Source organism: Nitrosomonas sp. Nm33, assembly GCF_900107265.1.
Classification (GTDB): domain Bacteria; phylum Pseudomonadota; class Gammaproteobacteria; order Burkholderiales; family Nitrosomonadaceae; genus Nitrosomonas.
This window is the reverse complement of sequence record NZ_FNPJ01000006.1, coordinates 61,640-81,878: the sequence shown is the minus strand read 5'-3', so window position 1 is coordinate 81,878 and position 20,239 is coordinate 61,640. Positions and strand designations below refer to the sequence as shown.

Genomic DNA, 20,239 nt, shown 5'->3' with positions numbered 1-20,239 from the left:
GTGCATTATGTAATCTCGAAAATGCCCCGGCTTTAATCAAAAGTATAACCGGCTGGGATTGGATTATTAATGCAGTTTCTAGTGCAAATTAGAATAAGAAAACAGAAGTAAAATTACAAAAATATAAAGGTATACTCGAAGAGTACGAGATGCAGCCCTATTACTATGGCAGGCAAGGTCAGGACGTTAGATCACATGTTTCTGCTATTATTCGCGAATACGAGAAAACTTTGAAACAAAGCCAGGGTAATGCTGATCTTTACAGAAAAATGGCAAAGGAACAAGATAATCAAATTAATAAAGTAAAGATTGATCTGAACTATAATTCAATGCAATAAAGTCAGAGTATCTTGGAAAATGATTCTGAGAAGGCAGAATACCGAGAGGCCTTCCTCTGAATAGAGTACAGCGCTTCAAACTGCTCTTCCACTATAGACTAGTCTATTTTCCCAGTTAGCTGGTACAGCGCATGGTGCTAGTTCAGCATCTGCTCCAGTTTCATACAAAAAAGCTCATCATATGAGCTCAGTTCTTACTTCTTTATCTTCGTCAAATTCACCAGGAAATAGGGGGTTAGCAGCTTCTATTCTGGCAAATTCAATAACTGCTAAATACTTGCGAACGTCAATATTTATGCCAATTATGAAAGTTTGTTAGGGATGACTGATTAATCCGCCAGCATTAATGGAAATTTTCACTTGATAGCTTTGATCTACTGGCAGTGATAATATCAGGTTCGTTCAGCTCTGCCAGTATCTGACGGCGTGCTGCTTCTTGTAGTCGCAATGCTGCCTGCCAGTCATTTCCTGATGCATGCAAGGGGGCACCAATCAGTACTTTTAACTCACAGAGGCGTGGCAGCCATTGTCCAGCGCATAGCATGGTGCGGGTGCCGATCAGGGTGACCGGTAGTACGGGGATACCGGTGTGTGCAGCAGTCAGAAACGCTCCCAATCTGAACGGCATCAGCCCGGCTTCGCGCCGAAATGTGCCTTCTGGAAAAAAAATTATGGATTCACCTGCGCGCGCTCGCTCCTCCAGCTTACGTACATCCTCCACACCACGTGCGTCATCGAAACGTTCAACAAATGCACTGCCCAGTCGGCGCAATGGAATAGTGGCTGCCGGATTGCGTAGTAATTCTTGCTTGGCTACGTAGGCAAATCTAGCAGGCAATACCGCAGTAAGCAGGAGTGCATCCAGGTAACTGGCGTGATTGGCTACCACAATCATGGGTACCTTGTTATCGAGATGCAGCAAACCTTCTACCCGCAGCCTCAGGCCGGTTAGCGCAACTGCCAGGCGCGCACTTGCCCGGGCGATGAACCGGCGCAGAGTCAGTCCGGGGGCCAACACGATCAGCAGCCATGCGAAGGGCACGATAGCAACAAAAACTGCCCAAGCCCACACCCCCCATATCCATTCAGCGCCACGCCGCAACAAACGCATAGCCCGCGCCCTAGCTGCAGCACCTCCAAGGCGTATCATTTGCCACCATGGTGGCCGTAGGGTGCTGCTGATCGAGCCTTGTTCATAAAGCTCGCGGCACGCAGTGCGGCGAACCTTGCCACTGGAGGTTTTCAGCACCGTGCGCGGCGGTACCAGCACAATATCATCTGCTGGTGCCCCCACCAAGTCTACGGCGAGATTGTTGATTTCGGCCACTATCCGCTCACGCTCCCTGGCATTGCTTTCGCGTGTTTCTGCAAGTATTACCAAGCGTTCCGTACCAGCGTATGTATTGCTGGCTGGAAAAACTGCTACTCCACCTTTATGTATGCCACGTACTTTACTTACCGCCTCCTCCAGTTCCTGTGGGTAAATGTTGTGCCCACCACGAATGATGATGTCCTTCTCGCGTCCAGTCAGATACAGTTCGCCAGCCGCAATGTAGCCCATATCGCCGCTATTAAGCCATTGTCCGTCAAACAGGTGTGCTGTCGCTTCGGGATTGCGGAAATAACCACTGCTGGTCGCTGACGGTCCGCAGAATTGCACGCGCCCCTGAGTGCGTTCTGGCAGTACCTGCCCCTCAGTATCGATAATGCGTATCTGATGACCAGGTAATGGTAGGCCGCAGGAAACGATGTGCAGCGCAGAGCGGTCATCAGCCTGCACACAATGCGCGATACCCGAGCGTGTGAGCGCAGCGCGATCCACATGGTCAACCAGCGGCCCACGTTCTACTGGAGGGAAGGCCAGTCCTACAGACGATTCTGCCAGACCATAAACAGGCGTCATGGCGGTACGGCTGAAACCATAGCGAGCGAAGCGTGCAACAAAATGATCTATCGTATTCATGCTGATTGGCTCTGCTCCGTTGTAGGCCAGGCGCCAGCAACTAAGATCCAGGCCATTCAGCTCACGATCATCGAGTTTGTTGGCGCATAACTCAAAGGCAAAATTAGGAGCCGCTGAAACTGTGGCACAATGCCGGTTAATCGTCCATAGCCAGCATGCCGGCCGGGCAAGGAAGCTGAGCGGCGAGAGCAGCACCAGTCGGAATCCGACATATAGGCTACCCATACAGGCGGCGATCAGCCCCATATCGTGATAGAGCGGCAGCCATGAGACGAAAGTATCTGCGGCAGTAATGCCCGAAACAACCGTCATCGCTCGCAGGTTAGCGAGCAGGTTGGCATGGGTTAGTACCACTCCTTTGGGATTGCCGGTACTGCCAGAAGTATATTGCAGTAGCGCAATACTCTGTGGTTCTAACTTCGGAGAAGGGGGGTATGCCCCACGGATAGACAAATCTGCAACAGTTGTGACCATGCGAAGTAATTCGCATTGCGCGCGCAGCAAGTGTCCCAGTGGTTTGGCTTGCTCAACCGTGATAAGAATGCTGGCTTGAGCATTGGCGATGATGCCGGCGATACGCCGCATGTGATCCTCGATTTGCGAAGGACGCCCCGGCGGGTACAGCGGTACCGGTACGCAGCCAGCATAGAGCACGCCATAAAAAGCTGCGAAGAATCCACGCCCGGTGGGCAACATGATTGCTATCTTTTCGCCAGGGCCTAGCCCAAGCTGTTGCAGGCCAGCAGCCAATGCTTTGGCCTCATCCTGCAACATGCGATAGGTAATGTCTTCGGTATGCTCCTCTTCGTCATAAAGGGTGATATGGATCTGCTCAGGGTGTCTCGCGACACGCCAGTCTAGTATCTCAATCAGCGTAGATGCGGTTTCCGGCGGATGAAATACCTGGGTTTCTGTAAGCTTTGCTGTTTCAGCTGGAGTAAGTGTTTCAGTAGTAATAGTGCCTGCAATCTGCTTGAGCAAATCACGCGGTGTTTCGGCGTCGATTAGTGCTTTTTCACCAAGTTTTATACCCAGCTCTCGCTCGATGCGGCTTAGCAGCTCCACACGCCCCAGGCTGTCTAGGCCGAAGTCGCGCTCCAACGAATGATCCAACCCAAGATGCTTTGGAGCGGGTGCATGCGGCCGCAGCTCATGGGCAAGGCTACGCACGATACCAAGCAACCGTTCTGCATTGCTTTGAGAATCTGTATTGAAAGGCATTTGTTTCTCACTTTTTATTCCATCCCCAGATCTGAAGTGGAGAAAATTGAAGGTTCATTCTGGACTGAATATCCTGCACTAAGTTAGATTACAAGTGCGCATTAACTTCCAACATCTTACCTATCATTGTGCACGGACAGCTAGCTAGATATGTCACAGCATACCAATTACATTGGATGAGAACTTATCAATGAGACAGGCCGCTGAAATCCTTCTTCTCCGAGGGTGGAGATCAGCGCATTGCGAATGTGAGGCAGCTAATTTCGTCCGTACTGCGACCAACCTGGATGTTCTCGGTCATGCATTCAAAGTCATCATTGAACTTGCATGCTGCAACTTTGCAAGCTCCAACTCCTGCCGGGCGCATGGCGGCTTTGGTATGGTTCTTGTTGATGAAAAATGTGTCGCAGCTAGGGTGTACACCCTCTCCGATAGTAATGGCACGTGCATGGCAATTACGGTTGAGATTGTATGCGCATTCGATCACGCTACATTCAGAAACAAGAGGGGTTTCGATGGTAATAGTTTTCATCTGAAATTCTCCTATTGTGTGAAAGAAGAAAGTAATGGGGTAAGTGAAAATCTATAAAGAATAGAAATTACAATGGACTTAATCACCCATTGTAATTACATGGTGCGCTTAGCATAAATCGTTGTCAAGCAAAATTATGAATCGTTGTCAAGCAAAATTGTTGTGGAGGTACAAAATAAGTTTACCACGCTATAAGCCAGGCACAATGAATAGAATCAGCAGTTTAACTGCATTTGAGTGGTTACTATCCATAAATTTCAGTATTTCACAGCGTTCTAGAATCTATACACCTGATGCAGAGAAAAACTGATATCTGCGCGTTTTATTTTGTGTGGTAGGGGTTTAATGTCCGATGTTCTTATTATGGTGCGGGTGTGTTCCGATGGTCTGCTTTTTATCAATAAAACATTTATAGCATATCTTGGTCTGATTGACATTGTTATTGAAATAGGGTGATAACAATCAGCCGTGCTAGCACGACCAAAAGCAAATCCGACACCATGCTGTAGAGAACAATATTGATTAAATTTAAATTAATCTGGGTCGCGAAGCTTGCACCGATGTGATACTTTATTGTTATAGATCATCATGTATCGTTCTGAATAACCATCGGAGGAATGAAAATGAAATTACTTATCATCGTTTCACTGACAGTACTTGTGCTTACATTTATTGCATTAAATTCTGGCGCTTACAACATAGCTGCTACCGATAAACATTGGGCAATCACAGAAAAGCTGATCAGCTGGGTTCGTGATAGCTCGATAAAAGCACGCGCAAAAGAAATGGAAGTTCCAGTACTGGATGATCCCGTTATGGTTGAAAAAGGCTTCAAGCAGTACCATGCCATGTGCACCGAATGTCATTTGTCGCCTGGCAAAAAACCTACCGCGCTGGCAATTGGTCTTTATCCGCAGGCGCCGCTATTTTATGAAAGAGCGCCTGTAACTGATGAGGGAGAGAAATCATCTCTCTCCAAAAAATACTTTTGGGCGATCAAGAATGGCATCAAAATGACTGCTATGCCCGCTTGGGGGCCTACGCATAACGATGAAACTATCTGGACAATCACTGCTTTTCTTCAGAAGCTCCATGGGATGACTGCTGAACGATATGCCGCACTGGTAGATGCGCATCGTGATGATCTAATGCACGAGCATGAGCACGAGCACAATCATGATCATAATCATGGTCATCATCATTAATGCGGGATAGGTAGGGTGGAATTTGAGGATCAAGGTTGTACGACAACTGTAATCAATCACTGGCGATTGACCCAAGATGCATGACGCAGCACTACCACAGAGCAGCCTTCCGCTTTGATCTGGTTTTCTGCTTTAAGTGATTCTTTATTTTCCAGCCAGCCAACGTTGGTGTCGAGCTCCTTTATCCAAAGTGTCCCCCAATTAATTCCGGGGAGAGTAAAAATTAACGCTTCATGGTGAGCATTGAAAATTATATAAAAATTGTCGTCTTTTACCGGCTCACCGCGCGGATAGGGGTTCGGGATCGTCACTCCATTCAAGAAAATGCCAAGGGACTTGGCATATCCCAGGCCCCAATCTTTTTCGGACATCTGCGTACCTTCTAAGGTAAACCAGGCAATGTCCTTTACTTCGCTGCCATGAATGGGCTGACCTTGAAACCAGTGTCTACGACGAAAAACAGGATGGTTTTTGCGATATTTGATGAGTTCCTGACAAAAAGCGAGTAAATCTTTATCCGCATTTTCCCAATCGTACCAGGAGATCTCATTATCCTGGCAGTAGGCATTATTGTTACCTTGTTGCGTACGGCTGATTTCATCACCTCCAAGCAGCATCGGCACACCCTGCGAAAGGAATAGCGTGACAAGGAAGTTTCGCTTCTGGCGTTTGCGTAACTGAAGTACCTTTGGGTCGTCTGTCTTGCCTTCCACGCCACAATTCCACGAACGATTGTAGTTTTCACCATCACGGTTTTTCTCGCCGTTGGCTTCATTATGCTTTTCATTGTAGGAAACGAGATCATTTAAAGTGAAACCATCATGGGCGGTGACGAAGTTGATGCTGGCATAGGGCAGGCGAGAGGTTTTCTCGTAAAGATCGGAGCTGCCGGTAAAGCGAGAGGCAAACTCCCCGAGCGTTTGGTTCTCACCGCGCCAGAAATCACGTACACAGTCGCGGTATTTCCCATTCCACTCGCTCCATGCCGGGGGGAAGTTACCCACCTGATATCCACCTTCTCCGACATCCCAAGGTTCCGCAATGAGCTTGACCTGACTGATAATCGGATCTTGCTGAATGATATTAAAGAATACGGAAAGGCGGTCCACATCGTGCAGTTCACGTGCTAAAGTGGCAGCCAGATCAAAACGGAATCCATCCACATGCATCTCCAGAATCCAGTAGCGTAGAGAATCCATGATGAGTTGTAGCACGAATGGATTGCGCATGTTCAGGCTGTTACCAGTGCCAGTGTAATCTTTGTAATAGCGTCGATCGTCACAAAGTCGGTAATAATATGCGTTATCAATTCCCTTGAAAGAGAGCATCGGACCGAGATGATTTCCTTCTGCTGTGTGGTTGTAAACCACATCCAGAATGACCTCAATTCCAGCATAATGCAATGTTTTGACCATTTGTTTGAATTCAGCCACAGCTGCACCGGGGCGTTTTTGGGATGCATATTCACTATGAGGCGCGAAGTAACCAATGGAGTTGTACCCCCAATAATTTCGTAAACCTTGCTCTACCAGGTGGTTATCGTGGATGAAGTGATGGATTGGCATGAGTTCGATTGCCGTTATCCCAAGCTGTTTAAAATAATCAATCATTGCTGGGTGGGCTAGAGCGGTGTAAGTGCCTCGTATCTCAGGTGGGATGTCTGGGTGCCGGCTAGTGAGACCTTTGACATGGGTCTCATAGATGACAGTCTCATGCCAGGGAATTTGCAGTCTGCGATCCCCACCCCAATCAAAATAGGGTTGATGTACCACGCTGCGCGGCATGAATGGGGCGCTATTGCTGTTACTGCGAGCTTCTATACCCTTGCCAAAACGGTATGGAAAAACAGCTTCATTCCATTGGATTTGTCCATCGATTGCCTTAGCGTATGGGTCAAGCAGTAGCTTGGCAGGATTACAAAGCTGACCATGGACAGGATCCCGAGGCCCATGGATGCGAAAGCCGTAACGTTGGCCTGGCTCGATGGATGGCAAATAACCGTGCCAGCAATAGCCCGTTACTTCCGGTAGATCAATGCGCTTCTCTTTTCCTTTCTCATCAAAAAGGCACAGTTCGATCCGTTCGGCGGCTTCAGAAAATACTGAGAAGTTCGTTCCAGAGCCATCATAAACGGCTCCCAGAGGATAAGGCTGTCCAGGCCAAACTTTCATATTTTTCTAAATAGATTGGAGTTTGCTAGTGTGAGTAACTTACAATATTAATCCTAATAGCCTCTTTCGTGCTAGGGCTATAATTTATCTTAGGACTGGAGATAATCAATTTTTTTCGAACTTTTTCTATTTTGATACTTGAGCAAGGAAGGAACATACCCATTCAAAATCAAATGTAAAGGACTCCGATACGTTAAGTGGGTGGGAGCGGGGTGCTATGGCTTTATGCAGTGAGGAGATCTGGATAGTAATTGGCCATGATCCGATCAACGTACTGAATCAGGTTATTTTTCGTTAGCGCATATTCCTTGAGAGGTGATTCGATTGGGCATCTCAGCGTATTAACCAGCATACCGAAGGCGCTGGCATCCAATGTGGTAGATTGATTACCCAGGAAATATTTTTTGTCATTGAGGCAGGTTGATAACGCATCAATATCATGTATGCCGCGTGTAAAGATCTCGACAGCTCTGTGCTTGCCCATCCCATGTCCATGAATCTGCTGTTTGATCTTGCAGCGATAATAATCGGCTGCTATGTTACGAATGACAGGTGGCATTCCGCCAAAAATAGCTTACTTGTTAATTTGCCAATTGGAATGGGTATATTGCCAGTGAGAATACAAAACGACCCAGAATAGATGTTCTTCAAGCAAGCGCTGCATTGCTAATAATAGTGCCAGCTCTGCTGCACTCAGCTGTTCATCCAGATTATTTTTATAGTGTGCTTTTAGGTGCAGAATGATGAAAGCTGAATCTCCCAAAATTATATCGTTATCCTTGATATACGGAAGCTTGCCTTTAAGAGCAGTCAATAGCAGCGTTGGTTTAATTTCATAGTTAATATCTACCATACGTAAATAGGTTTCTATTTAGCAGCAGAAAGGGCTCAAATTGGGGATTCCCCATGTGCGCTCGAATTGATAAAGTTTTAATATGACAGTAATTTCTATGATTAATACGATCAAAAATACTTTAATTAATAACTTGCAATATGCAAATCAATATACTACTGGAATCTGAGTGATGCAATTACTTTGACTTAGATTTCTTAGTTGGACGAAATGGAGTGTGCGGTTTTACGAGTGTAGGGCAAGGCGTTCGCTATCGCGGGTTGGTGTAAGTGCAGTTTCAGGTGGGTGTCCGCACGCTGGTATTCAATCTCAAGCGGCTTATGACATTGGGGATTGATCGAATTAAGTTGTGCCATACATAGGATAAATCCGCCCTCAATGGGCCAAGTTAGGCAAATTGAAGGTGGAAAAGGTTTCTTTGAGGAAAAGCTTCCGCTAATTTTTCGATTTCCTTGGCTCACATTGCTGGATTCTTTGTTTCTATCAATTTTTTTGAATTTCCCGACAGACCCCTTATGGCTAATAATTCTATGCTTTCGACGCTGTTTATCCTATAGGCAAGACCACTGTGCACACGATACGTGATAGCATAACCTCATCTTAAAAATAAAAAGGAGAGGACAATGAGTGAGCCTCCTGTACCAGGATTTTTTGCTCGATTTTTTCTTGCATTCGGTGTTTACTTTCGCTTCCTCTTTAATAAGGAATTTGCTGGTGCTGTCTTGCTGCGCATAGGTAAAGGTGAAATCCCCGCTGTAGCCGGTGAAGCACATCCCATGGAAGTCAAGCCTCAGGCAGTGGCGCCGATACTGAAGGAGGCACCACCCGATTCGGCGCTGCAGTTGTTAGGGTTATTACAGCAAGAGGGGCGTTTCATTGATTTTATAGAAGAAGATGTCACGCGGTTTTCCGATGCGGACATTGGTGCAGCAGTCAGAGTGGTGCACGAGGGGTGCCGTAAAGTCTTGCATGATCATATAACCACTGAACCTGTGCGTAAGGAACAAGAAGGTGCGCGAGTGACTTTGCAGGCGGGTTTTGATGCCTCAGCCATTCGCCTGGCTGGTAATGTGGTTGGACAACCCCCATTTAGTGGTACTTTAGTTCACCGTGGCTGGCGAGTTAAAAATATTACCTTGCCAAAACTCTCAGAAGGTCATGATGTGAAAGTATTAGCTCCGGCAGAGATAGAATTGTGAATGATGCAAGATATAGCGTAGGTATTGATTTAGGCACGACGCACTGTGCCTTGTCATTTGTGGATTTGGTGCAAAGTCAGGGAGAAATGGTAGAGCAAGAAATCATGGGCATACCCCAACTGACTTCGCCAGGTAACGTAGAAGAGAAAGTATTACTCCCGTCTTTTTTATATTTACCTCATCCCGATGAATTTGCACAAAATGATTTATTGTTGCCATGGGATAGCGAGCACCAGTATGTAGTGGGTGAATTGGCACGTAGTCAAGGGGTGCGTACACCAATACGGGTAGTATCCAGTGCAAAAAGCTGGTTGTGTCATCCGGGAGTGGATCGGCGATCTGCTCTTTTACCATTGGATGCTCCCGATGAAATCGAAAAAATTTCACCCTTGCAGGCTTCCATTCATTACTTGCAAGTTTTGCGCGATGCATGGAATAACAGACACCCTGATGCACCTTTAGCACAACAGTCGGTGACGATTACCGTTCCTGCTTCCTTTGATCCTGCGGCGCGGGATCTGACTGCTGAAGCTGCGCGGGCGATTGGGCTGGATCAATTTATTCTTCTGGAAGAACCACAGGCGGCATTATACAGCTGGTTACAAGCGACCAGAGGAGATTGGCGTAAACAGGTAAATCTCGGCGATATCATTCTGGTGATAGACGTGGGTGGGGGCACCACTGATTTATCCTTGATTGCGGTGACTGAACAGGAAGGTAATCTCGTCCTGCATCGCATTGCGGTAGGGGATCATATCTTGCTAGGCGGTGACAATATGGATCTGGCGTTAGCACATGTGATTGGTTCTAAACTTGCTAATCAAGGCACTCGTCTAGAGTCGTGGCAATTGCATGGCTTGACTCACGCATGTCGTGCTGCGAAGGAAATCCTGCTCAATGATCTAAATGTGGAAACAGTACCCGTTGTCGTTCCCAGCCGGGGTTCGCGTTTAATTGGCGGCACCTTGCGCACTGAATTAACTCGTGCTGAGGTGACGCAAACAATCGTGGAAGGTTTTTTTCCAAAAGTGGAAGTGTCGGCACAACTGATCTCACGGCCCCGTGGTGCACTAACCAAACTCGGATTACCCTATGCTCAGGACGCTGCCATTACCAGGCATTTAGCAGCATTTCTGACGCGACAAACAGGTGCTACCGCAGAATTAACGGGTTTTGAAAATGCATTAGCAGGAGGTGCAAGTTTTTTGCATCCGACAGCAGTACTGTTTAATGGGGGGGTATTTAAAGCCCAGTTGCTGACTGGACGCGTGAATGAGGTGATAAATAGCTGGTTACAAAAGGAAAATGCTCCCAATGTGCGTTTGTTGGAAGGTGCGGATTTAGACCTCGCCGTGGCAAAAGGCGCTGCTTATTATGGTCATGTCAGACTTGGTCAGGGCGTGCGTATTCGTGGTGGTACCGCCAAATCATATTATATCGGTGTGGAAAGTGCCATGCCAGCAGTTCCCGGTGTTGAACCTCCTATCCAGATACTGTGCGTTGCGCCTTTTGGCATGGAGGAAGGGACGCGTGCTGAAGTACCTAGCCAGGAGTTTGGTCTGGTTGTCGGCGAGCCGGTAAGGTTTCGCTTTTTCGGTTCATCGGTACGGCGTGAAGATCAAGCGGGCATGATGTTAGATGAGTGGTTACCAGAAGAAATAGAGGAGCTGGAAGAAATCGAAATCAATCTACCTGCTGAGAGTCGCTCGCCAGGGGAAGTGGTTCCGGTACATTTGCAAGCGGCTATCACAGAAACGGGTACCTTGCATCTAGAGGCAGTATCACCGAATGGTGAACATTGGAAAGTAGAATTTGATGTGCGTGGAGGTGTGGAAAACAAGCTTTGAGTAAAGAAAAAAATCTATCCCGCTACATCGTTGGTATCGATTTGGGTACGACTCATACCGTTGCGGCCTACGCTGACCTAAACGAGCCCCAACCCACTCCTAAATTATTTAACATTGAACAATTGGTCGCACTCGGTGAAGTAGCCGCGCGGCCGTTGTTACCTTCTTTACGTTATCATCCTGCAGCAGGTGAACTTGCTGAGCGCGATCTTCATTTGCCATGGCAGTTAAACCGCATCGATCCACAGGAACCCAGGACGGTATTTGGTGAGCTGGCTCGTGAACTGGGTTCGCGTGTGCCGGGTCGTTTGGTTGCCAGTGCAAAGAGCTGGTTGTCGTATGCGGCGGTAGATCGTATGGCACCGATTTTGCCCTGGGGAGGTGCTGAAGGTATCGACAAAATTTCTCCAGTACATGCCAGCGCCTCTTATCTGGCCTATGTACGCAGTGCCTGGAACCATCAATTTCCTGAGCATCCATTAGAAAAGCAGGAAGTTGTCATTACTATCCCGGCCTCTTTTGATGAAGGGGCAAGGGCATTGACTGTAGAGGCTGCGCATCTGGCAGGTCTTACCAGTGCGCGTTTGGTCGAAGAACCGCAGGCCGCCTGTTATGACTGGCTAGCGCGCCATGAACAGGAATTGAATACCCTATTAGCGGATACTCGCCTGATTCTGGTGTGTGACGTGGGCGGCGGTACCACTGATCTTACCCTGATTAAGGTCACGCTCAAAAATGGCCAGGCGCAACTGACACGTATCGGTGTGGGTAACCATCTTATGCTAGGCGGTGATAACATGGATCTGGCGCTTGCACATGTGGCGGAAGGACAGTTGGTTACCCCCGGTGTGCCACTAAGTGCAGCCAGTCTGTCGCAACTGATGCAGCAATGCCGTAATGCCAAGGAGCGCTTGTTGAGTGCCGAAGCGCCGGAAAAAATCATGGTGACCATTCTGGGCACAGGCGCCAAGCTGATTGGCGGAGCGCGGTCAACTGAATTAAACCGCGAGGCGGTACACCACATGCTGCTGGATGGATTTTTACCGATCACATCGCTGGATGAGCTTCCGCAACGCACCCGCGGAGGCATTGTTGAATTTGGGTTGCCTTACGTATCTGATCCGGCCATCAGCCGACATATTGCTGCGTTTCTCATACTGCATGCTCAGGCTTCGCGAGAGGCATTAGGCGAGCTTGCACCGCTCGATGATAGCATTCCAATTCCAGATGCTATTTTGCTCAATGGCGGCATTTTTAACAGCGCCTTGTTATCCCAGCGCTTGCTGGATATATTGGCGCAGTGGCGCGGTGCACCGTTACAACAATTGCTCAACACGCATCCTGATCTTGCAGTGGCCCGTGGCGCAGTTGCTTATGTCATGGCGCGTCATGGCAAGGGTATCCGAATTGGTGGTGGTTCGGCACGGAGTTACTTTATTCAGGTTGCTGCAGAACAAGAAGCGCAGCAAGCTGTGTGTATCTTGCCGCGTGGGACAGAAGAAGACCAACCGATTCGATTGACTGAACGTAATTTTGCCTTACGGATTGGTGAGCCCGTGCGTTTTCATCTGGTCTCATCCATTAGTGATACAACGTTCAATCCAGGAGATATCGTTACCCTGGATGACATCAAGTTTACTCCGCTGCCTCCCATCGCCACGGTACTAACTCAGGATAAAGATGCGACACGGCTGCAAACGGCTGAAGTGCCGGTGCAGCTACAAACCACCTTGACTGAAGTCGGTACTCTTGAAATGGCTTGTGTCGCCCAAGACAAGCCTTCCCAGCGTTGGAAACTGGAGTTTCAATTGCGTGGCGGCAAGGGTGGGCTAGTATCCAATATGCCCAGTACATTACATCCTCGTTTCCCTGAAGCAGCTGAGCTGCTAGGTTTAGTATATGGTCCACCATCAAAAAAGATCAGTCCCAAGACCATAAAAACCTTACGATTTGATCTGGAGAAAATTTTAGGCAAGCGCGATGATTGGGATACGCCTTTACTGCGGGAATTATTCGGCACACTATGGGAATGTGGTCAGCGCCGTCGTTATTCCGCAGCGCATGAAAGATTATGGTTTAATTTGATTGGCTTTTGTTTACGCCCTGGCTTTGGTTATCCACTTGATGATTGGCGAGTGCAACAGTTATGGTCCATTTATGAGCAAGGATTGCAATATACAACCGAAGCAGCGGTATGGGCGGAATGGTGGACCCTGTGGCGGCGCGTGAGCGGTGGTTTAAGCGAGTCAGCTCAATGCCAGATTCTTGATGATATTGTTTATGATTTGCAACCCAGCAGGCGTACCCAAAAACGACCACCGGGAGCAAAGCCTCAAGGCTATGATGATATGGTACGTCTGGTCGCAGCATTGGAGCGTTTGCCTGCGGAACGTAAAATCGAAGTAGGAGGATGGTTACTGGAGCGCCTTCAAAAAGCATCAGAATCACAGCAAACCTGGTGGGCCATAGGACGCATTGGGGCAAGAGTGCCGTTTTATGGCAGTGTACATAATGTTGTGCCAGCAGAGATTGCCGCCAACTGGTTGCAAATGGTGATCGAACTGGACTGGAAAAAGATCCAGCCAGCTGCCTTTGCCGCCACCATGCTGGCGCGCATGAGTGGAGATCGGGAGCGGGATATTCCACCAGAACTGCGTGCGCAAATTATCCAATATTTACAAAAAGTTAAATGTCCAGAATCATGGATTGAGATGGTTAAGCATCCCACTGAACTCCAGGAGGCTGACGAACGGAGTATGTATGGGGAGTCCTTGCCACCCGGGCTGCGCCTGGTGCATTAAAATTGCAAAAGCATACATATTGAATTCAAGAACTTGATTCGACATCAAGGCGCTGCGAAAAATCAATTTTAGAAATTTAATCCCATAACCACTGATCAGATGAAATTCATAGGTGAAGTAACCCATTTGTCACAAAAAGGGCTAGGTGTAATTAAAAATGAAGAGGAAGGCATTTCCTATTTTGTGTTTGGTACATGGCCGGGAGATTTGGGTGAATTCGAGGTTATCGACCGACCGTTGAATAATAAGAAGTATGGCTATGCCACGCTTGTTCAACTCATCAAACCATCTGACCAAAGGCAGCAGCCTGAATGTACTTTTCTTGGTTCCAATGAAGATTCTTGTTCGGGTTGTCCCTGGATGATTGCAAATTATGAAAGTCAGCTTGAGCAAAAACGAAATCGTTTGATTTATGCGGCGAAGAGAGTTGGATTTAATATGGAGAAATGGAATGTGCCTCCGGTACATCCTTCCCCTTTTCTATTTGGTTATCGCAATCGCTTTCAAGTTAAAACTGATGGTGAGAAATTAGGTTTTGTTGCTGAAGGGTCCCATAAGATTGCTCCGGTGGGGGATTGTATTGTGTTGAACGATACTTGCAGGAATCTTCTGCAAGAAATGTTGACGAGTTTGCCGCGCGAAAATTGGGTACCTGGCGCTGGCTATGACTGGAATTTTATCGATCTGGATGATGATTTGCCGGCTGAAAATATTCAACTCAACCAGAAACGTCCTTTTAAGCAGGGTAATAGCACACAAAATGAATGGATCAAGGCCTGGCTGCGTACCAAACTCAAAGAAAATACCCATGTAGGCAAGGTGATTGAGCTATTTTGCGGGTCAGGCAATTTTACTGAAGTGATCGCTGAATCAGAATGCAGTGAAATTATTGCTTATGAATCGGGGCTTGATGCTATCAAGCAACTCCGAGCAAAGAATCTGACCAAGGTAGATGCCCGCCCAGTCGATCTGTTTAAGCCCTTTATTTGGAAGATACTAAGGAAGAGTATTTCAGATGCAGATACGCTGGTGCTCGATCCACCACGCGCCGGACTCAAAAACATAAAGGGTTTTTTTGAGCATTTTGTTTCGTTGAAGACGATTTACTACATCTCCTGCGATCCGGAAACATTTGCTCGAGATACCTGGTCTTTTTCAAAAAAAGGCTGGTCGATCATTGATATTCAACTCATTGATCTTTTTCCCCATACGCCGCATGTGGAAACACTCGCAGTATTAAAAAAATAAAATCTTAACAATAATTAGCACTCCTAAACCAATCGATTGCATCCTTAATCGCTTCCGCAGCCGGTCGGGATTGATAGCCAAGTTCACGCGCCGCTTTTGCGCTGGTAAAAAACATCTTCTTTTTGGCCATATGAATGCTGTCAACAGTAGCGCGCGGTTCAGTTTTAGTGATTTTAGCAACCATCTCCATAGTATGCGCGATCGGTAGCATGAGTTTGACTGGGATGCTTTTGCGTCTGGTGGGTTTGCCGGTCAGGTCATCGATGGTCTGAAGTATTTGTAATAATGTCATGTTATCACCACCCAGAATATAACGTTCGCCAGGTTTACCGTATTGAAAGGCAAGCAGATGACCATGCGCAATGTCATCAACGTGTGCGACATTTAACCCGGTATCAACGTAGGCCGGCATTTTTCCGCGCAGTGTGTCGAGCACAATGCGCCCTGTTGGGGTAGGTTTGACATCACGCGGTCCAATGGGCGTGGAGGGATTGACCGTGACCAATGGCAATTGATGTTCACGCACGAGTGCTTGAACCGCTTGCTCGGCCAGAAATTTTGAGCGTTTATAGTGTCCGGCTATCGATGCAAGAGTGGAGGGTGTTTCTTCATCTGCCGGTAAGTTGTTTGAGTTTAATCCTAGCGTGGCAACACTACTGGTATAAACCATGTGGTTTATACCCGCTTCTGCAGCTGCGAGTATCAGTGCTCTAGTGCCGTTGACATTTACGTCGTACATGATAGTCGGATTAGGCACCCAAAGACGATAGTCTGCTGCGACATGGAACAGGTTATGGCAGCCTGTGACTGCACGTTTTAAAGAGGTGACATCACGTAGGTCACCTTCTGAGATCTCGATGGGGAGTTTCATCACATTGCGCCGATCACTTCCCGGTCTGACGAATGCACGTACTTCATGACCGGCGGCTAATAAGCATCTTACTACTGCTGAGCCAACGAAACCATTTGCACCAGTTACCAGAGATTTCATAGTGGGCCACTTTAAGTCGTTAGAAAAAATAAGAAGCTATGCGCATTTACGTTCTTTCAGCCCTACTGTTAAGAGAGAACGAAGTCATTCCATTTCCAAATCAAATTTGACTTTGTCGACTTCTCCTTGCCATATTATTTATGCTGTCTGCGGCTTGGCTTCGTGTCATGTTTGATTTGGAAATGGAATCGGAATCTTCTACACTTTTTTACCCAGAAGATCAACTTCTGGCAGATGTCGCGAGGTAAATGCAAATATCCGTTGCAACGCCCAATCTTGACTGGCTAATGCACTGGTAATCAGTACGGTTGCTTTGACACTCCTTCGTGAAATTTTGACTTGAGTGCCTTCCATGAAGGAACGGTTTTGATTAATTTTGTTCAGAGTCAGAACAGCCATACCCAGTGCCCACAGGCAGAAGCGGCGTATCCCTGTTTCCTTGGGTGGGATCATGCAGGTATAAGTCAGTGCATTACATAAATGAGCCTTGGCGATGCCGATTAATACCCCAAGACCATCATGAAATCGAGGATCAGTGCATCCTAATTGCAATTCATTGAGATCAAACCCTTTTTCCCCGAAAATATCTTGTGGCAGCCAGCAAGCTCCGCGTTTTCTATCTTCCCAGATATCTTTCAGGATATTGGTCATTTGCAGACCTTGACCAAACGAAACAGCTAATTTCATGAGTGCAGGTTTGTTGCGATTGATTTCTTCCGAATAATCACAGAACAGTTCGGTCAACATTTCTCCCACAACGCCCGCAACATGATAGCAGTAGCGATCAAGAGCTGCTAAATCCTTCAACCCGGCCAGTGATTCGGTATCTTGATAATCAGCCATGCCTTGTCCCATGATGTAAATACAACGCTCCAATGCCTTGCGCTGAATGGGATTGAAGCTATGTGTGATGCGTATTACAGCAGGCGTATTTTTGATCAGGTCATGTTCGGCAGGTATTGTATGATCAGAAAGCAGTGGAAATAATTCTTCTGCAAATGCTTCGGCTGCGACATTTCCACTGACAACTTGGATAAACATTTCGGCAAACTTGCGTGTTTGCTCAGAGGATAAGCCGTTATCGTCTTCCACTGTATCCACAATACGGCACAATAAATATGCATTGCCGATGACTGGGTAAAGTGAAGGAGGAAGTTGTGGGATCGTAAGCGCAAAGGTACGGGAAACCCCCTGCAGAATGCGTTCCTGGTAGTGATTATCTTCAATGCTGGCAGGGTGGGCTATGGTATAAGTTGTCATAAATCGATCTTGGCATCTAACTGTAACAAACAACGTGGATTTACTTATACTGATTCATAGCTGATCTCAATCCAGTATCTTTTCAGAAGCAATAAGTTGTTCTACTGTTTCCCGTGCACGAATCAAATGGACAGCATGACCATCTACCATGACTTCTGCAGCCCGTGGCCGAGTATTGTAATTTGAACTCATACTCATTCCATAGGCACCGGCTGACATGACAGCTAGCAAATCATCTTTTGTTAAGCTTAGCTGGCGATCGTGTCCAAGGAAATCTCCCGTTTCACAGACAGGCCCTACCACCTGGTAAGTATTAATTTCACCTGGCTTTTTAACGATCGGCAATATCTCATGGTACGCATCGTACAGCGCTGGACGCACCAGATCATTCATCGCAGCGTCCACAATAGCAAAATTTCGATGGGGGGCGTGTTTAAGATATTCGACACGCGTCAGTAATAGGCCAGTATTGCCAACTAATGAGCGGCCAGGCTCAATAAGTATGCGTTGCTTACGTTGACCAACACTGTTACATAACGCTGTCACATAATCTTTGATTGGTGGAGGTGATTCTTGGTTATAACGTATGCCCAGTCCCCCTCCCAAATCCAGATGCTCAATACGTATCCCTTGTTTTTCCAAACGATCCAGTAGGTCCAGCATTTTATTGCTGGCTTCGATAAATGGGTCGATTTCAGTGAGCTGAGAACCGATATGGCAATCCAGACCGGTGATGTGAACGTGAGTAAGTTCGTGTGCTGCAGTATGATAAATTCGTTCTGCTTCGGTCATGGGAATACCGAATTTATTTTCTTTGAGACCCGTCGAGATATAAGGATGAGTTTTAGCATCAACGTCGGGATTAACTCGAAGACTTACCGGCGCAACTTTATCCATTTCCTTTGCAAGCTGGTTAAGACTCATCAACTCCATTTCTGATTCGACATTGAAGCAAAGAATGCCTGCAGCAAGCGCCGCACGCATTTCATCCTGATTCTTACCTACACCAGAAAATACAATTTTTTGGGGGTCTCCGCCAGCTTTCAATACCCGTTGTAACTCGCCACCGGAAACAATATCAAAACCACTCCCTAGACGGGCAAGAATGTTGAGAATGGCCAGATTGGAGTTGGCTTTGACTGCATAGCAGATGAGATGATCCCGCCCCGCGAAGGCGCGGTTGAATTCTTGATAAGCGGCAGTCAACGCGGCGCGCGAATAAACATAGCAGGGCGTGCCGAATTCTTTCGCAATCTCGATTAAGGAAGCCGATTCAGCGAAAAGTTGATCATGTTGATAGGTAAATGATGTAAATTTGCTCATTGATTTTTTTGTGTCTCCTCAGAGGGTTGTGGTGCTGGAGGGGGTTCTTTTTGGGGAAGATAGAGCGGCCCTTTTGTGCCACAAGCAGTCAGCCAGAGAGATATGAAAGCAACGATATACAGTAGACGCACGAGATGCATATAGAGTTAGAAGTGACGGATATTATCACAAGCGCGTCACAGAGAGGTTGTGAAATGAAGTTTCGTTATAAATCTCTTGTACCCTAATTTACCTGTATTATGTGTCTAATGGTGTACTTATTTCGTCATCTATCTATTAATGGGTCCCGCTGCTGTATTCCGTCTGCGTAGCGCTTAAAGTGCTCGCTACATTTTTTGGGATTCTATGTGAAATACCGTGGGTAAGTAAACTGGGGTTTGCCGTATAAGAAATAAATCATATTAATGAAGTTGTTAATATTTCGGTAGTGTCTAGTGCACTATTTGGCAAGTTGAATTTTGTTATCGATGCCCTCGAGAATGTCATTGGTCAGCCGGGATTCAATAAAGTGAAAATATCGTTCCAATGGGAGGTCACAGTTTTAGCAAAAGCCTGAGAAGCTGGAATTCTGGCTTGATTGATTTCATTACGCCACTGTGTAAGAAAAGCGTGTGCACTGTATTTGCCCGGCATATTCCATGGATCATTGAACAGTGTTTGAGGTAGTAGACTTCTCTCAAAGCAGGATAGTGGCGCGTGCCCACGGTACTGCTACATTAACCACAATGCTTGATGAAGTCTTTATGCGGGAACTACACAAGGCAAATCATTACCGTTCAAAAAATGATGAGGTCAGGGATGTTAAATCTGTCAGGTAATGTATTTCCTAGAATATGTGGTAATCATATATTTTAATAAATGTATTATATGACTGATTATTATAGGCATTTATTAGCTGCTGTATGGTGGCGTGGTTAAACCTCTGTCACCATCTTTACCTTCTAACTTGATTTCAGTCATCAAATTTTCAGCAGTTTGATCAAGCTTACCACCCGCAGCTAGATGCTGTGCATACCAAACTACGATTAACCTGAGCACAGCATTTTCACCTGATGCAAAAAGATGGTGCACTCTCAATCCATTTAGATTACAGATTCTCTCGATAACCTGAATGTTGAATGATATCTGACCGTCATCATTAAAGTTTAATTTAAGGTCAGCAAAGGTTAGATTGTCTGGAATAGTGATTTCTAGCATATCAGTATTGACCTATTTCTGGTATCGCCCTGTTCAAACTTTTAGAGTAGGCAAAAATTTATACGGTAAGAGCTTTGGTAAGAGCTGAAG

At 46.7% G+C, this 20,239-nt stretch carries 16 protein-coding genes and 1 pseudogene; 6 read left to right on the top strand and 11 right to left on the bottom strand.

The genetic code is table 11. From position 1 onward, the window contains the following. Positions 1-149: 149 nt before the first annotated feature. Positions 150-338 carry a hypothetical protein gene (locus BLV54_RS02565; RefSeq protein WP_090567325.1) on the top strand — a complete coding sequence of 63 codons (189 nt, stop codon included), beginning with the start codon at positions 150-152 and terminating at the stop codon, positions 336-338. Positions 339-681: 343 nt separating this feature from the next. On the opposite strand, the gene BLV54_RS02560 is transcribed toward BLV54_RS02565, so the two are convergent. Both BLV54_RS02560 and BLV54_RS02555 read right to left on the bottom strand, forming a co-directional pair. Beyond that, on the bottom strand, positions 682-3,522 hold the full coding sequence (locus BLV54_RS02560; protein WP_090567322.1) for an AMP-binding protein: 2,841 nt from the start codon (positions 3,520-3,522) through the stop codon (positions 682-684). Between the two features lie 232 nt (positions 3,523-3,754). Beyond that, complete coding sequence (locus BLV54_RS02555) at positions 3,755-4,054, bottom strand: DUF1540 domain-containing protein (RefSeq protein ID WP_176969646.1); 300 nt, start codon at positions 4,052-4,054, stop codon at positions 3,755-3,757. A gap of 623 nt (positions 4,055-4,677) precedes the next feature. On the opposite strand from BLV54_RS02555, the gene BLV54_RS02550 reads away from it, so the two are divergent. Further along, positions 4,678-5,259: a c-type cytochrome gene (locus tag BLV54_RS02550; RefSeq protein ID WP_090567319.1), complete on the top strand. Its 582-nt coding sequence runs from the start codon at positions 4,678-4,680 to the stop codon at positions 5,257-5,259. Positions 5,260-5,315: 56 nt separating this feature from the next. Here the strand turns inward: BLV54_RS02550 and glgX are convergent, their stop codons facing one another. The 3 genes from glgX to BLV54_RS16640 all read right to left on the bottom strand — a co-directional run bounded on the left by glgX (position 5,316) and on the right by BLV54_RS16640 (position 8,301). Continuing rightward, positions 5,316-7,430: a glycogen debranching protein GlgX gene (glgX, locus tag BLV54_RS02545; protein ID WP_090567316.1), complete on the bottom strand. Its 2,115-nt coding sequence runs from the start codon at positions 7,428-7,430 to the stop codon at positions 5,316-5,318. Positions 7,431-7,653: 223 nt separating this feature from the next. After that, positions 7,654-7,989: a glutathione S-transferase C-terminal domain-containing protein gene (locus tag BLV54_RS16645; protein WP_256329053.1), complete on the bottom strand. Its 336-nt coding sequence runs from the start codon at positions 7,987-7,989 to the stop codon at positions 7,654-7,656. 15 nt (positions 7,990-8,004) lie between these two features. After that, a complete protein-coding gene (locus tag BLV54_RS16640) occupies positions 8,005-8,301 on the bottom strand; it encodes a Tom37 metaxin N-terminal-like domain-containing protein (protein WP_256329054.1) in 297 nt (98 codons plus the stop codon). A gap of 605 nt (positions 8,302-8,906) precedes the next feature. On the opposite strand from BLV54_RS16640, the gene BLV54_RS02535 reads away from it, so the two are divergent. The 4 genes from BLV54_RS02535 to BLV54_RS02520 all read left to right on the top strand — a co-directional run bounded on the left by BLV54_RS02535 (position 8,907) and on the right by BLV54_RS02520 (position 15,378). Next, the gene (locus BLV54_RS02535; protein ID WP_090567313.1) at positions 8,907-9,482 is read left to right on the top strand and encodes a DUF2760 domain-containing protein; all 576 of its coding nucleotides are present in this window, start codon (positions 8,907-8,909) and stop codon (positions 9,480-9,482) included. Beyond that, positions 9,479-11,329, top strand: coding sequence for an Hsp70 family protein (locus BLV54_RS02530; RefSeq protein ID WP_090567310.1), 1,851 nt, complete (start codon positions 9,479-9,481; stop codon positions 11,327-11,329). The genes BLV54_RS02535 and BLV54_RS02530 overlap by 4 nt, the downstream gene beginning before the upstream one ends. Further along, complete coding sequence (locus tag BLV54_RS02525; RefSeq protein WP_090567307.1) at positions 11,326-14,130, top strand: Hsp70 family protein; 2,805 nt, start codon at positions 11,326-11,328, stop codon at positions 14,128-14,130. Before BLV54_RS02530 ends, BLV54_RS02525 begins: the two co-directional genes overlap by 4 nt. A 99-nt stretch (positions 14,131-14,229) precedes the next feature. After that, positions 14,230-15,378 carry a class I SAM-dependent RNA methyltransferase gene (locus BLV54_RS02520; RefSeq protein WP_090567304.1) on the top strand — a complete coding sequence of 383 codons (1,149 nt, stop codon included), beginning with the start codon at positions 14,230-14,232 and terminating at the stop codon, positions 15,376-15,378. 4 nt (positions 15,379-15,382) lie between these two features. Here BLV54_RS02520 and hpnA read toward each other — a convergent pair whose 3' ends face one another. The 6 genes and pseudogenes from hpnA to BLV54_RS02495 all read right to left on the bottom strand — a co-directional run bounded on the left by hpnA (position 15,383) and on the right by BLV54_RS02495 (position 20,149). Continuing rightward, positions 15,383-16,369 (bottom strand): hopanoid-associated sugar epimerase, encoded by a 987-nt coding sequence (gene hpnA, locus BLV54_RS02515; RefSeq protein WP_090567301.1) that lies wholly within the window; start codon positions 16,367-16,369, stop codon positions 15,383-15,385. A 198-nt stretch (positions 16,370-16,567) separates the two neighbouring features. Beyond that, positions 16,568-17,629: a phytoene/squalene synthase family protein gene (locus tag BLV54_RS02510; RefSeq protein ID WP_090567298.1), complete on the bottom strand. Its 1,062-nt coding sequence runs from the start codon at positions 17,627-17,629 to the stop codon at positions 16,568-16,570. Positions 17,630-17,695: 66 nt separating this feature from the next. Beyond that, a complete protein-coding gene (lysA, locus tag BLV54_RS02505; protein WP_090567295.1) occupies positions 17,696-18,952 on the bottom strand; it encodes a diaminopimelate decarboxylase in 1,257 nt (418 codons plus the stop codon). Beyond that, complete coding sequence (locus BLV54_RS02500; protein ID WP_090567292.1) at positions 18,949-19,092, bottom strand: LPS translocon maturation chaperone LptM; 144 nt, start codon at positions 19,090-19,092, stop codon at positions 18,949-18,951. The genes lysA and BLV54_RS02500 overlap by 4 nt, the downstream gene beginning before the upstream one ends. A 203-nt stretch (positions 19,093-19,295) precedes the next feature. After that, a pseudogene (locus BLV54_RS16635) lies at positions 19,296-19,623 on the bottom strand (transposase); the annotation flags it as partial. A 220-nt stretch (positions 19,624-19,843) separates the two neighbouring features. Beyond that, the gene (locus BLV54_RS02495; protein ID WP_090567289.1) at positions 19,844-20,149 is read right to left on the bottom strand and encodes a hypothetical protein; all 306 of its coding nucleotides are present in this window, start codon (positions 20,147-20,149) and stop codon (positions 19,844-19,846) included. Positions 20,150-20,239 lie beyond the last annotated feature (90 nt).